11 protein-coding genes and 1 other annotated feature are annotated in these 13,309 nt (G+C 45.7%); of the genes, 6 read left to right on the top strand and 5 right to left on the bottom strand.

All coding sequences use genetic code 11. The annotated features are described in order from the left end of the window. Positions 1-1,593, top strand: a complete 1,593-nt coding sequence (locus GN277_RS26735; RefSeq protein ID WP_159755968.1) for an ATP-binding protein — start codon at positions 1-3, stop codon at positions 1,591-1,593. 57 nt (positions 1,594-1,650) lie between these two features. Here GN277_RS26735 and GN277_RS26730 read toward each other — a convergent pair whose 3' ends face one another. From GN277_RS26730 to murC, 4 genes are all read right to left on the bottom strand, one after another. Then, positions 1,651-2,838 (bottom strand): ribose-phosphate pyrophosphokinase, encoded by a 1,188-nt coding sequence (locus GN277_RS26730; RefSeq protein ID WP_159757238.1) that lies wholly within the window; start codon positions 2,836-2,838, stop codon positions 1,651-1,653. Next, a complete protein-coding gene (locus GN277_RS26725; protein ID WP_159755965.1) occupies positions 2,825-3,838 on the bottom strand; it encodes an ATP-binding protein in 1,014 nt (337 codons plus the stop codon). Before GN277_RS26725 ends, GN277_RS26730 begins: the two co-directional genes overlap by 14 nt. 20 nt (positions 3,839-3,858) lie before the next feature. Next, the gene (locus GN277_RS26720) at positions 3,859-4,989 is read right to left on the bottom strand and encodes a DnaD domain protein (RefSeq protein ID WP_159755962.1); all 1,131 of its coding nucleotides are present in this window, start codon (positions 4,987-4,989) and stop codon (positions 3,859-3,861) included. A 157-nt stretch (positions 4,990-5,146) separates the two neighbouring features. Beyond that, positions 5,147-6,526, bottom strand: coding sequence for a UDP-N-acetylmuramate--L-alanine ligase (murC, locus tag GN277_RS26715; protein ID WP_159755959.1), 1,380 nt, complete (start codon positions 6,524-6,526; stop codon positions 5,147-5,149). A gap of 219 nt (positions 6,527-6,745) precedes the next feature. Here murC and GN277_RS26710 point away from each other — a divergent pair, with 219 nt between their 5' ends. From GN277_RS26710 to spoVG, 3 genes are all read left to right on the top strand, one after another. Further along, positions 6,746-8,020, top strand: coding sequence for a glucose-1-phosphate adenylyltransferase (locus GN277_RS26710; RefSeq protein ID WP_159755957.1), 1,275 nt, complete (start codon positions 6,746-6,748; stop codon positions 8,018-8,020). Next, positions 8,017-9,135, top strand: coding sequence for a glucose-1-phosphate adenylyltransferase subunit GlgD (gene glgD / locus GN277_RS26705; protein ID WP_159755954.1), 1,119 nt, complete (start codon positions 8,017-8,019; stop codon positions 9,133-9,135). Before GN277_RS26710 ends, glgD begins: the two co-directional genes overlap by 4 nt. Positions 9,136-9,200: 65 nt before the next feature. After that, positions 9,201-9,470 carry a septation regulator SpoVG gene (spoVG, locus tag GN277_RS26700; RefSeq protein WP_159755951.1) on the top strand — a complete coding sequence of 90 codons (270 nt, stop codon included), beginning with the start codon at positions 9,201-9,203 and terminating at the stop codon, positions 9,468-9,470. Between the two features lie 15 nt (positions 9,471-9,485). Here spoVG and GN277_RS26695 read toward each other — a convergent pair whose 3' ends face one another. After that, the gene (locus GN277_RS26695) at positions 9,486-10,211 is read right to left on the bottom strand and encodes an RluA family pseudouridine synthase (RefSeq protein ID WP_159755948.1); all 726 of its coding nucleotides are present in this window, start codon (positions 10,209-10,211) and stop codon (positions 9,486-9,488) included. 93 nt (positions 10,212-10,304) lie between these two features. Here GN277_RS26695 and GN277_RS26690 point away from each other — a divergent pair, with 93 nt between their 5' ends. Both GN277_RS26690 and proS read left to right on the top strand, forming a co-directional pair. Further along, on the top strand, positions 10,305-11,273 hold the full coding sequence (locus GN277_RS26690) for a calcium/sodium antiporter (protein ID WP_159757235.1): 969 nt from the start codon (positions 10,305-10,307) through the stop codon (positions 11,271-11,273). A 176-nt stretch (positions 11,274-11,449) separates the two neighbouring features. Further along, positions 11,450-11,662, top strand: a binding site (T-box leader). 182 nt (positions 11,663-11,844) lie between these two features. Continuing rightward, on the top strand, positions 11,845-13,284 hold the full coding sequence (gene proS, locus GN277_RS26685; RefSeq protein WP_159755945.1) for a proline--tRNA ligase: 1,440 nt from the start codon (positions 11,845-11,847) through the stop codon (positions 13,282-13,284). Positions 13,285-13,309: the final 25 nt, after the last annotated feature.

Raw genomic sequence — 13,309 nt, 5'->3', positions numbered from 1 at the left:
ATGAAGATTCAAGAACTAAAATTGAAGCATTTTGGCAAATTTACGGACAAAAATATCCGGATTGAAGATGGGGTCAATATCCTGTACGGGGAAAATGAGTCTGGCAAATCCACCCTTCATTCCTTTATTAAGGGAATGTTCTTTGGAATGGAAAGAGGGAGAGGCCGTGCATCGGCCCATGATGCGTTCAGTATCTATGAACCGTGGGAGAATTCTAACTATTACTCTGGAGCATTGAAGTTCGAGAGCGGAGGGAAAATATTTCGGATAGACCGGAATTTTGACAGATATACGAAGAAAGCAGAGCTAATCTGTGAGGACGACGGAGAGCAGTTGTCTGTTGCGGACGGGGATTTGGAGATGCTGCTTGCAGGCTTAGACTCTGGCGGGTATGAGAATACCATATCAGTCGGTCAGAGGAAGGTGGAGACAGGCCAGTCTCTTGAAGTTAAATTCAAGAATTATGCGACAAATTATTATGCTATGACGGACGAAGCTCGTCTGTCTTTTGGGTATGCAGCGGGAAACTGTGAGATGGACCTGGGCAGGACGCTGGAGCGCTTAAAAGAGAAGAAGAAGGCTCTGGAAAAGGAGATTAAGGAGTCTTTGCTTAAGAAGCAGGCGGAGAGGGAAAGGATGGAGCAGGAAGCCTCCTATGTGTGGAGAGATGTGCATCATCTTGAGGAGGAGTTCGATAGAATATCAGCAGAGCTTGAGTACCGGAGAGAGAAAGCTGCCCAAAAAGCGGAAAATGTGGAAAACAGGCGAATTATTGATGAATTAAGACCTGCTAAATGGCGGATTCATCCGGTAGAGCTGATTTTGTTTGGCGTTATTATCATCCTGGCGTTTATTTTAATCGCAAGACCTTGGAATTTTCTGGTATCTATCATTATCTTTCTTGCATGCGGTCTGTATGTATGGAACCGGATGAAGGTAGGAAAACAGCAGGAGAAGACGCCCCCTGAGCTGATTCTGGAAGAAATCACTCCTGAGGAGGAGAAGATACCTCTGGAGAAGCTGGTATGGGAGCAGACTCATGTGCGGGAGGAGCTGAGAGAGAAACAGATACAGTATGGCAACATCAAAGAGCAGCTTGCAGAGCTGGATGAAGTCAGTGAAGATTACAGAGAGTACGACAAGAGAAGATTAGCTCTTAAGCTAGCAATGGAACGGCTCAATGAGCTGTCGGGAGAGCTGAAAAGACAGTTGGAGGAACGGTTGAAAGGCGAAGCTTCACAAATTCTTGCATACATCACGGAGGGAAAATACACACAGCTATTAATTGAAGACGGTATGCACTTAAGTATATTGAAGGAAGGAAAAAGAATTTCTCTTGAGCAGTTAAGCCGTGGAACAGTGGAACAAGTCTATTTCGCCCTGCGTATGGCAGCCAGCAAAGTACTCCACGAGGAAGAATATCCTGTGATACTGGATGATACCTTTGTCTATTATGATGATATGCGGCTAAAGAAAGTGCTTCAATGGCTGGGAGAACATAAGCAGCAGGTATTGATTTTTACCTGTCAGAAGCGAGAGGCGCAGTTGTTAGATGAACTAGGAATATTATACCATATGGAGGAGATTGTATAGATTTCATTTAAAATAGGGCGGCATCCTGAATGTATGATTTCAGGATGCCGTTCCCCTTTAAAGCTTGTCATTCGTTACGGTATATTCATTGACTACATGATGAATACGGTCAACCGGATTCAAAATACTGCTAATGGAACCGTCATGGTTGAGGGTATCAATCATCAATGCTATATATTTACTCATATCACAGTTAATATAATATGGCCTTTTAAGAAGCTCAGGCGTCTGATAGATTAGGTTCGTCGTCAGAATTGCATCGATGCTTCCTTCTTCATAGGCTTTATCAAACTTATCCAGCCCATTGGTGAACAGACCAAAGGTGGCGGCGGCGAAGATGCGCCTAGCCTTGCGCTGTTTAAGCTGGCGGGCAACGTCTAAGATGCTGTCACCGGAGGAAATCATGTCGTCAAGTATGATGACATCCTTCCCCTCCACAGAAGACCCCAGGAATTCATGGGCAACAATCGGGTTGCGCCCCTCAACAATCTTGGTATAATCACGGCGCTTATAGAACATACCCATATCAAGGTTCAATACATTGGCCAAATATACGGCGCGTCCAGTAGCGCCCTCATCAGGACTGATTGCCATCATATGGTCACTGTCAATCTGAAGGTCGTCAAAGCGGCGAAGAAGTCCCTTCACGAACTGATAAGTGGGCCTTACCGTCTCAAAACCATTCAGTGGGATTGCATTCTGCACTCTTGGGTCATGGGCATCGAAGGTAATGATATTGTCCACTCCCATGCGCACCAACTCCTGGAGAGCAAGGGCGCAGTCCAGTGATTCACGGCTGCTTCTCTTATGCTGGCGGCTTTCGTACAGAAACGGCATGATTACATTGATACGCCTTGCCTTGCCTCCAATGGCGGCAATTACACGTTTCAAGTTCTGATAGTGGTCGTCCGGAGACATATGGTTTATATGTCCGGTCAGAGAATAGGTCAGGCTATAGTTACATACATCTACCATAAGATAAATATCTTTTCCGCGAACGGATTCATTGATAATGCCCTTGGCTTCCCCAGAGCCAAAGCGGGGCACCTTTGCGTCGATCAGATAAGTATCCCTTTCATATCCATTGTAAACGACATCATCCTTGTAGACATGGCCTTCCTCCTGGCGCCATTTTACAATGTAGTCATTTACTCGGCTGCCCATCTCCTTGCAGCCGTCAAGAGCAATAATTCCAAGAGCTCCGATAGGTATGTTTTCCAGAATACGGTCATTACGGCGTAGCATCATTCGTACCTCCCAGATTAAGTAGTTTTTTCTGAATACGGATATCGTCACCTGTTAGCCTAAGAATCGTGTAATTACTGCTAATTCGTGAGAAGGTCCGTTCAGAGTAGATGGATTGTATATCCTCCAATGCAAGATTGGTTGATATTATTGTCGCCTTCTGCCTTAGAATTCGCTCATTCAGGCAGATAAAAAGCTGCGATACGGTGAAGGAATTTGGAAGCTCTGTTCCAAGGTCATCAATAATCAAAAGATCGCAGTCATAGATATGCTCCTGTATATCGGAAGCCTGTTCCCCGTGTCTGCCAAAGGTATTCTCTGCGAACACGTCAAATAACTGTGCAGCAGTAAAATACACCACAGAACAGGACGTATCAATCAGTTCTTTTGCGATACAGTGGGAGAGAAAGGTTTTCCCTATCCCTGTATCCCCATATAATAGAATGTTCTGAAATTCCTCGGAAAATGTGTCTACAAAGGTTGTGCACACCTTCAGTGCGGTTTGGATGGATTCCAGCGCCGATCTTTTGGTCAGCGGATCAATATGGCTGCGGGAATAGTAGTCCAGGGAAAAGGTGGAGAAATTCTCTTTCTTTAAGACCTCCTTTAAATTGGACTGTTCATAGAGGAGTTCTACGATGGCCTTTTTAAAACAATGGCACTTCTCGTCGCCTATATATCCTGTGTCCCGACAATCCGGACATGTATACTGAAGCTCCAAAAAATCCGGAGGAAACCCGCTGTTCTCTAATAATTGGTGCTTTCTGAGAAACAGAGAATTCAATTCTTCTTTTAAGGAAAGGAGAGCCTGGTCGTCACCCTCAAGGAGACGGCGGCCTTTTTCTACGCTTAAGGAGGCGATTGCTTGGTCTGTCTCCTTAAGTGCGGGAAGCTGGGAATAGGCTTTCTGATATCGTTCCCTTAATTGGTATTCATTATCCAGTTGCCTCTGCTCATAGGTACGCATCATCTGATCATACTGTGAGTTTGAAAGTGCCATATTCTGCTATATCTCCTGTCTTATTGCTGTACCAGCCTGCGCTCCAGAGAATCCATATCGTAGGAGCGTCCGCTGAAGTTGTTGAATTTATTGTTTTTGCTGCTTTTTGACGTAGCTGCTGTTTTAACCGCAGACTTTTTTCTGCGTTCTTTTTCCTTCATATAATTAGCATCCAGTGCGTCGATATCCTTGCTGTGACGAACGTTCTTCTCACGCCAGTTCTTGAGTATGGTATCTGTGTATTCAAAATTAGGCTGATGAATTGTGTTCATTGTCCGGTTACATGCCTCCAGGATTAAATCCAGGGAAAAGCCATATTCGTCGTTCCAGCGGCGGATATAGGCAATCTCAGATGGAGCAGGGGCGCGTCCCTTAATTCCATAAGCGTTAAGTATGGAATAGCAGTTCTTATTATATAGAACAGTACTGGATTTTGCTTCGGAAACAGTTATAATCTTCTGTTCATTCCAGGACAGCGCTACCTTCTGGATATAGTGCATACTCTTATGTCCATTCTCTACGCAATATTCGATGAGGTATTCAATCAGTTCGGCAGACATATGCAGGGTATCATAAAAATATGTAATCATATCTATATCTACCGAGGAAAGGGTCTTGCCGAGATACTGCTCGGCAACAAAGAGCAGCTCTTTGAATTCCTTGCGTTCATTCCGGCTCCGGTATTGCTGGATGTTGGTGTTAGGGGCTTCGGACGCGGCAGGCTTCAAATCTGCTAAATCGGCAGCAATACTGCTGGTTGAGCAGGCTGGTATTGCCACAGTGTAATCCGTATTGGCAGGATCAGACAAGGAACGCTCGATTCTGCCGGTTGGCACAACTGCAATATTATCTTTTTCTGCTGATACAGGTATAGAAGCAGCGTTCCCCGTCTCCGTCTGTTCACAATAATCTAAAAGCTCCTGCTTCTTCCAATATTTTAATGCCCGACGGACATCATTCTCCGTACACTCAAGGATATCTGCCATCTCAGAAACAGACATCATTCCGTCCGGCCTGTTCATATGGCGGAGAAGAAGAAGGTATACTTTCACGTATTCTCCGTTCGCCTTGACCATGTGATGGTCTATAAACTCATTCTCAAGCACAGTGGTATTACCCAGTGCATAATTAGTCAGGGTTAATTTCGTCATAATTCTTCGCCGGACCTCCTTTTGTCAGTTCGTAACTTATTTGGTAAATCGTACCTCTCGTAGAGATATTATAGCACCAGAAGGCCGGTCAAAAAAGAAGTTTTTGCGTGAAAAACAAGCTTTTTTGTGGATAAAAATCTGTGGAAAATGTGGATAACTAAGGTTTTAAGAGAGCTTCCCCAATGTTTACAACGTCTCCGGCGCCCATAGTTATCAACAAGTCCCCCTTTTGGCATCTGTCCAAACAGAAATCTTGAATTTCTGTAAAGGTGGGGAAATAATATACATCACAGCCCCTTCCTTTCAGTGCGTCAGCAATATCCTTGGAGGAAATTCCCAATGTATCCGTCTCCCGTGCCGCGTAGATCTCCGCCAGAATAATATGGTCAGTATTCGCCAGAGCATCAACAAACTCAGAGAAGAGCAGCTTGGTTCTGGTATAGGTGTGGGGCTGGAAGACGCACCAGATCTCTCGGTGGGGATAGCTGCGCGCTGCCGCCAGGGACGCATTAATCTCCGTGGGATGGTGGGCATAATCATCAATGACTGTGATTCCTTGTACCTCGCCCTTGTATTCAAAACGGCGGTTGGTTCCATGGAATTCCTTCAGCCCCTTTTTCGCCGCCTCAAGAGAGACATTGAGAAGCTCTGCTGCTGCCAGGGATGCCAGCGCATTAGAGACATTGTGGTCGCCGCTGACGGACAGGGCAATCCTGTCGATTACCTCCCCATGCCTTACCAAGTTAAAAGAAGCCTCGCCAAGCTCGTCATGGGAAATCTGGGCGGCGCTGTAATCAAAGGAAGGGTCGTTTCCATAGGTAATGATTCGGCACTTAAGGCCCTCCGTAATTCCGGAAAGGTTCGGAATCTCTCCGTTGATAATCAGCGTCCCGTCTTCGGGAAGTAATTCGGCAAATTTGTGGAAGGAGCAGCGGATATCATCGATGTCTTTGAAGAAATCAAGATGATCTGCATCAATATTTAGAATAATCCCAATCTTCGGGAAAAAATGTAGGAAACTATTGGTGTATTCACAGGCTTCCGTGACAAACACGTCAGACCCGCCGACGCGGATATTACCGCCGATGGCTTTTAAGATACCGCCAACAGAGATGGTAGGGTCTTTTTCACCTGCAAGCAGGATATGGGAGAGCATGGAGGTGGTGGTAGTCTTACCGTGTGTGCCGGCAACCGCCACGGAGGTCTTGTAATTGGTCATTAACTGTCCCAGAAGCTCGGCACGGCTTAACATGGGAAGCCCTTGTTTTACGGCCTCCTGAAATTCCTCATTGTCATCATGTATGGCAGCCGTGTATACAACAACGTCAATTCCGGAAATAATATTAGAAGCTTTCTGTCCACAGAAGACGGTCGCACCCAGTTTCCTGAGATGGTCGGTTAGCGCAGATTCTTTATTGTCAGAACCAGAGATTCGGAAATCTTCTTTGAGCAGAATCTCGGCAAGTCCGCTCATACTGATACCGCCGATACCAATAAAATGTACGTGTACAGGTTGTTTGAAATTAATTTTATACATAAGATACCTTCCTTTTTTAATGAAAAACAGGTTATTGCTTGTCATAAAAATTATATTCTGTTCATATTATTATATACATATATGGAAAAAAAACCAAGTCGAAATTTTTTGTATTATTTTAATAAAATATTTACAAATATTCCACTTTTTTAAATATTGTTCACTATGTAAGAAAACTGTGGTATAATAATAATTAAACTACTGAGAAGGGGTGATGACATGAGGAAAAAAGAGATGATAGCGATGCTGTTGGCTGGAGGCCAAGGAAGCAGACTGGGGGTTCTTACAGCAAAAGTGGCCAAGCCAGCCGTTGCATTTGGAGGCAAATACAGAATCATAGACTTCCCGCTCAGCAACTGCATTAACTCAGGAATTGATACTGTCGGGGTGCTGACGCAATATCAGCCATTACGATTGAATACACATATTGGGATTGGAATCCCCTGGGATTTGGACCGTAATTTCGGAGGAGTTACGATACTTCCCCCTTATGAGAAAAGCAGCAGCAGCGAGTGGTATACAGGCACAGCCAATGCCATATACCAGAATCTTGATTATATGGAAACATTTAATCCGGACTATGTGCTGATACTGTCAGGAGACCATATTTACAAGATGGATTACGAGGTGATGCTGGATTACCATAAAGAGAACCAAGCAGACGTGACCATTGCCGCCATGCCTGTGCCAAAGGAGGAAGCCAGCAGATTCGGTATTGTAGTGACGGACGATGAGGGTAAGATTGCGGAGTTTCAGGAGAAGCCGCCCAAGCCCAAGAGCAATCTTGCCTCTATGGGGATCTATATTTTTAGCTGGAAGGTTCTAAAAGAGGCTTTGATCGCACTGAAGAACGTCCAGGGATGTGATTTTGGGAAGCATATTATTCCATACTGCCATGAACGGGGGCAGAGGCTGTTTGCATACGAGTATAACGGATACTGGAAAGATGTGGGAACTCTCGGCTCTTACTGGGAGGCGAATATGGAGTTGATTGATATTATTCCAGAGTTTAACCTGTATGAAGAATATTGGAAGATATTTACCAACAGCGGCGCCCTTCCGCCTCAGTATATTTCCGGACAGGCAGTCGTTGACAGGAGTATTATTGGTAACGGTTCAGAGATTTGCGGAGAAGTGCATAACTGTGTGATTGGTTCAGGAGTGACCATTGAGGAAGGCTCGGTGGTTCGGGATTCCATTATTATGCAGGACGTCCGCATCGGCAGGGGATGCGTCCTCGATAAAGCCATCATTGCGGAGAATTGTAAGCTTGGGGAGCGGGTGACCTTTGGAATCGGCAGTGATGTGCCGAATAAGCTGAAGCCGGCAATCTATTCCTTCGGTCTGGTTACAGTCGGAGAGAATTCTGTGATACCGGATGGAGTACAGGTTGGGAAGAATACTGCCATCAGCGGTGTGACATCCGCAGAGGATTATCCGAACGGCGTACTGGAAAGCGGAGAGACATTGATAAAGGCAGGTGAACAAGTATGAGAGCGGTAGGTATTATTTTAGCAGGCGGTAACAGTCATAAGATGCGTGAACTGACTCACAGACGGGCGATTGCAGCAATGCCGGTTGCAGGGAGCTACAGGGCGATTGACTTTGCGCTGAGCAATATGTCCAATTCTCATATTCAGAAGGTCGCGGTACTGACCCAGTATAATGCACGTTCACTGAATGAACATTTGAATTCCTCCAAGTGGTGGGATTTTGGAAGAAAGCAGGGGGGACTCTATGTATTTACCCCGACGATAACGGCAGACAACGGATATTGGTACAGAGGAACGGCAGACGCGATTTATCAGAATCTTGAGTTCCTGAGAAAATGCCATGAGCCGTATGTGATTATTTCCTCAGGAGATGCCGTGTATAAGATGGATTATAATAAGGCGCTGGAATATCACATCCGGAAGAAGTCGGATGTTACGGTTGTCTGTAAAAGGCTTGATGTGGATGAGGATGCCAGCCGTTTTGGAACTTTGAAGATGAATGAGGACATGCGCATTGAGGAATTTGAAGAAAAGCCCATGCTGGCCACTTCAAATATGATATCAGCGGGCATTTACGTAATCAGAAGAAGGCTTCTGATTGACTTGATTGAGCATTGCGCTGAGGAAGAAAGACATGATTTCGTAACGGATATTCTGATCAGATATAAGAATCTGAAGAGGATGTACGCTTATGAGATAAAAGACTACTGGAACAACATTTCAACGGTGGAGGCTTATTACCGGACGAATATGGATTTCCTGAAACCGGAGGTGCGGAAGTACTTCTTCCGAGAGTATCCGGAGGTATATTCTAAGGTAAGCGACCTGCCGCCTGCGAAGTATAATCCTGGAGCTATCGTTAAGAACAGTCTTGTGGGGAGTGGCAGCATTATTAACGGTACCGTGGAGAATTCAGTTCTTTTCAAGAAGACATTCGTTGGAAATAACTGCGTAATTAAGAATTCGGTTATTTTGAATGATGTATATCTTGGAGACAATACGTATATCGAGAATTGCATTGTAGAAAGCAGGGATACGATTAGGGCGAATACGCGCCATGTTGGAACGAACGGTGTGAAGGTAGTTGTAGAGAAGAACGAGAGGTATGCACTATAGTGCAAGAACCGGTCAAGGTCTTTTTTTGGACCGGTTCCTTTAGGAAGAAAGGGGCAAGTAAGGAGATGCAGATTACAGATGTACGCGTGAGAAAGGTGGCAAAGGAAGGCAAACTCAAAGCAGTTGTATCCATTACAATGGACGAGGAGTTTGTAGTACATGATATTAAAGTCATCGAGGGTGAGAAGGGACTCTTTATCGCTATGCCGAGCAAGAAAGCAGTGGACGGAGAGTATCGAGATATTGCACATCCGATTAACTCAGGAACAAGAGAGCGCATACAGAGTATTATCCTTGAGAAGTACGAAGAAGCATTGGAGGAAGAGGGCGAGTAAGATGCCCTCTTTTTCTTAGTCTCTATGAATAGGACGGTAAGCAGAGCTGGTCTGGTCGCACAAGTCAAAACGGAGGAGTTTGTGAGTCCTGGGGTGGTAGAAGTCTAAACGGCAGGCGCAAAGGCAAATATTCCTCCACAGTGGAGATGCTGTACAGTCAGGGTTATATTTGGTGTCTCCGATAATGGGGCAGCCGATGTGGGCTAACTGGACGCGGATCTGATGGTGTCGTCCTGTGTCCAGTTTTATTTCCAGCTCAGTGACATTTGACAGGTTTATATATTCACCGGAGAAGTATCTGTGATTATCTGGAACAGTATAGTAACGCAGCCTTGCAAGCTTGGAATTGCGAACTTGGGGACGACAGACGCAAGACAGGTTGGAGCGGGGATCTTTGACAAGATAATGCTCCAGGATACCTTCTGGCTTTGGTGGACGGCCATCCACGAGGGCGCGGTAGTATTTACCGAAGCCCTGACTTGTGAGCTGGCGGTTTAATTCTCTGGCGGCAAAAGGGGTTTTTGCAAAGACCAGGATTCCGGTTACGGGCTGGTCTAAACGGTGGATGACTGCGAGATAAGGCTCACCCTTGGCATGGGAGGTCTTGTGGATATGATTTTTTAGAAGACTGACCATGTCCGGTTTGCCGAGGGTTCGACTCTGGGTGGCAATTCCGTGGGGCTTGACGCATACCAGGATATGGTTGTCCTCATATAATATTTCTAAAGTATTGGTTATCATATTAAGAATTCTCCTTGACTTTCATTGAATCTACTCTTATCATTTAAACATAGTGTATGAAAATATGCAAATAAAAATTGGGGATGAGGTATGATGGATTATATACTGTTAATTATAGGATTTGTGTTGCTGATAAAGGGGGCGGATTATTTTGTGGACGGAAGCTCCAGCGTAGCGCGTCTTTTGAAAGTGCCCACAATCGTGATAGGGCTGACTGTGGTGGCGTTCGGCACCAGTATGCCGGAATTTTCCGTCAGCGTCACAGCGGCAATGCGGGGGGACAACGACCTTGCGGTGAGCAATGTACTTGGCTCTAACATTTTTAATTTGTTGGTAGTTTTGGGCTGCTGTGCGCTGGTGAATCCTGTTCAGGCAAAATGGTCGTTGCTAAAGAAAGAATTTCCTTTCTCCATATTCGTTACAGTCATCCTGCTTCTGCTCGATTCTGACTTTTCTATTACAAAGGTTTTAAGCGGCGGCGGACAGTTTGTTTTGGGAAGATGGGGAGGAATGTTGTTTCTTGTACTGTTCTTAATCTTTCTCTATGCGACGGTAAAAGAAGCGCTGACGGCAAGGGACAGGCAGGAGGCAGATGATGCGGATGAATACAAGGCTCTTAGTCCATTAAAGAGCGGTATGTATATTGGCTGCGGTCTTGCTGGAATTATTCTTGGCGGGAATCTGGTTGTGGACAGCGCCAGCACGATTGCGGTGAGATTTGGGCTTAGCCAGACATTTATTGGGCTTACCATTGTGGCCCTTGGAACCTCGCTGCCAGAGTTGGTTACGTCTGTTGTGGCGGCTGGCAAGGGGGAGAATGATTTGGCGGTAGGAAATGTGGTAGGCTCTAACATCTTCAATATACTTTTGATTCTGGGGGCTTCTGCATCCATTAAGCCGATAGTGATGGATATTACGGCTGTTTACGATACGGTGATTCTGATTGGGGCAAGCCTTTTGGTGTATTTAGCGGCGTTGAGTAAACGAGAGATACGAAGGAATGAAGGGGTCATTTTTCTGTTGGCCTATGCGGCGTTTTTTGTATATATATTGGTGCGGTAAAGTTACTGTTTACTCCTGAGCCGTGTACTACGCTGCACGGCTACAGGCCAGTACAGTAACGCGGTAAAAATAAGTCAAACAGGGTTGTAATTTTCCCCCTTGACAAATCCTCCTCCATCTATTAGAATTACATTCAAACTTAAAAAACCCGCTGGCAATGTTGGTTGCAGAGGCGGGCTTGGACTGTGAAAAGGAATAGTAATTGCAGACGTAGTTCCACAGAGAGAGAATCCATGGCTGGAAGATTCTTGGATTAACATGTAATGAACCTACCTTGGAGTCTCTGTGTGAAAATGCAGCGTGACGTCAGCGTTAATGGCGATAAAGAGAGAACTGCGAAATGGTCGCAGTTAAATAGGGTGGTACCGCCGAGCTTTTCGGTCCCTTTTATTTGTGATGAGGGAGTCGAGGGTCCGGTGTTTTTTTATTGTTATGATTACCGTGACCAGGGATGCTTCCGACAGGCGAACGTACTCTCAAGCGTACCCCTGGGTATAAGCCAATGAAACTGGGAGTGCTAAGAATATGGTGGGGCAATGGCATTGCCGGAAAAGAAAAGGAGAAGATAAACATGGCAAAGGAAAAACTGGTAAAAAATATCACATCACGTGATGAGAATTTCGCTCAATGGTATACGGATGTGGTACGAGAGGCGCAGTTGTGTGACTATTCAAGCGTTAAGGGATGTCTGAACTACCTTCCCAACGGATATGCAATCTGGGAGTTAATTCAGGCAGACCTTGATAAGAGATTTAAAGAGACGGGAGTGGAGAACGTATCCCTTCCGCTGTTGATTCCGGAGGCGCTGCTTGAGAAAGAGGCAGACCATGTAGACGGTTTCGCACCGGAGGTGGCATGGGTAACTCACGGCGGTATGGAGAGACTCCAGGAGAGACTGTGTATCCGTCCTACGTCAGAGACCTTGTTCTGTGACTTGTGGGCGAGGACAGTAAAGTCCTACAGAGATCTTCCGAAGGTATGGAATCAGTGGAATTCTGTACTTCGCTGGGAGAAGACTACCAGACCGTTCTTGCGTTCCAGAGAATTCTTGTGGCAGGAGGGTCATACCATCCATGCAACCTACGAAGAAGCAGAAGAACGTACCATCCAGATGCTTCATGTATATGAGGATTGCTACAAAGAGACACTGGCGATCCCGTTTGTATCCGGAAGAAAGGCAGAGCATGAGAAGTTTGCCGGCGCACAGGATACCTACACCATTGAGGCTTTGATGCACGATGGAAAGGCTTTGCAGTCTGCAACCAGCCATTTCTTCGGAAGCGGTTTTCCGGATGCCTTCGATATTAAATATGTAGATAAGAACAATGAGCTTCAAAGTGTCTATGAGACCTCCTGGGGATGGTCCACCAGAAGTATCGGAGCCTTGATTATGGTTCACGGTGATGACGATGGACTGGTGCTGCCTCCTCACGTAGCGCCTGTCGAGTGTCGGGTAATTCCGATTGCTCAGCACAAGGAAGGCGTTCTTGACAAGGCTTATGCACTTCTGGATGAGCTTAAGAAAGCCGGCTACAGAGTGAAGATTGATGATTCTGAGAAGAGTCCGGGATGGAAGTTCTCTGAGCAGGAGATGTTAGGTATTCCGACCCGTATTGAGATTGGGCCAAAGGATCTTGAGAAGAACCAGGTAATCGTGGTACGCCGCGATACCCGTGAGAAGATTGTGGTTTCCATGGATGAGATTGCAGTTAAGCTTCGCGATATCTTAGAGACAATACAGCAGGATATGTATAACAGGGCAAATGATTTCCTTCAGAGCCACGTTGATACAGCGGTTACGATGGATGAGATGGCAGAGAAGTTCAAGAAGAACCGTGGATTCGTAAAAGCCTGCTGGTGCGGAGATCCGGAGTGTGAAGGCGAAGTGAAGTATGTGACAGGCGGCGCGGCCACCAGATGTCTGATTGAGGATGAGGATATGATTTCAGACAAATGTATTTGGTGCGGCAAACCGGCTAAGCATATGGCGTACTGGGGTAAATCATACTAATTTATATAAGGGTCAGGCGTATGCA

Source organism: Sporofaciens musculi (genome assembly GCF_009830285.1).
In the GTDB taxonomy this organism is placed as follows: domain Bacteria; phylum Bacillota; class Clostridia; order Lachnospirales; family Lachnospiraceae; genus Sporofaciens; species Sporofaciens musculi.
Note: the sequence above shows the minus strand (reverse complement) of the source record. Positions and strands in the feature narration are given on the sequence as shown.

Excerpts from the sequence above, each read along its gene's own strand:
- GN277_RS26735 (WP_159755968.1), top strand. The coding sequence starts at position 1 with ATGAAGATTCAAGAACTAAAATTGAAGCATTTTGGCAAATTTACGGAC.
- GN277_RS26730 (WP_159757238.1), bottom strand. The coding sequence starts at position 2,838 with ATGCTACGCCGTAATGACCGTATTCTGGAAAACATACCTATCGGAGCT.
- GN277_RS26725 (WP_159755965.1), bottom strand. The coding sequence starts at position 3,838 with ATGGCACTTTCAAACTCACAGTATGATCAGATGATGCGTACCTATGAG.
- GN277_RS26720 (WP_159755962.1), bottom strand. The coding sequence starts at position 4,989 with ATGACGAAATTAACCCTGACTAATTATGCACTGGGTAATACCACTGTG.
- murC (WP_159755959.1), bottom strand. The coding sequence starts at position 6,526 with ATGTATAAAATTAATTTCAAACAACCTGTACACGTACATTTTATTGGT.
- GN277_RS26710 (WP_159755957.1), top strand. The coding sequence starts at position 6,746 with ATGAGGAAAAAAGAGATGATAGCGATGCTGTTGGCTGGAGGCCAAGGA.
- glgD (WP_159755954.1), top strand. The coding sequence starts at position 8,017 with ATGAGAGCGGTAGGTATTATTTTAGCAGGCGGTAACAGTCATAAGATG.
- spoVG (WP_159755951.1), top strand. The coding sequence starts at position 9,201 with ATGCAGATTACAGATGTACGCGTGAGAAAGGTGGCAAAGGAAGGCAAA.
- GN277_RS26695 (WP_159755948.1), bottom strand. The coding sequence starts at position 10,211 with ATGATAACCAATACTTTAGAAATATTATATGAGGACAACCATATCCTG.
- GN277_RS26690 (WP_159757235.1), top strand. The coding sequence starts at position 10,305 with ATGGATTATATACTGTTAATTATAGGATTTGTGTTGCTGATAAAGGGG.
- proS (WP_159755945.1), top strand. The coding sequence starts at position 11,845 with ATGGCAAAGGAAAAACTGGTAAAAAATATCACATCACGTGATGAGAAT.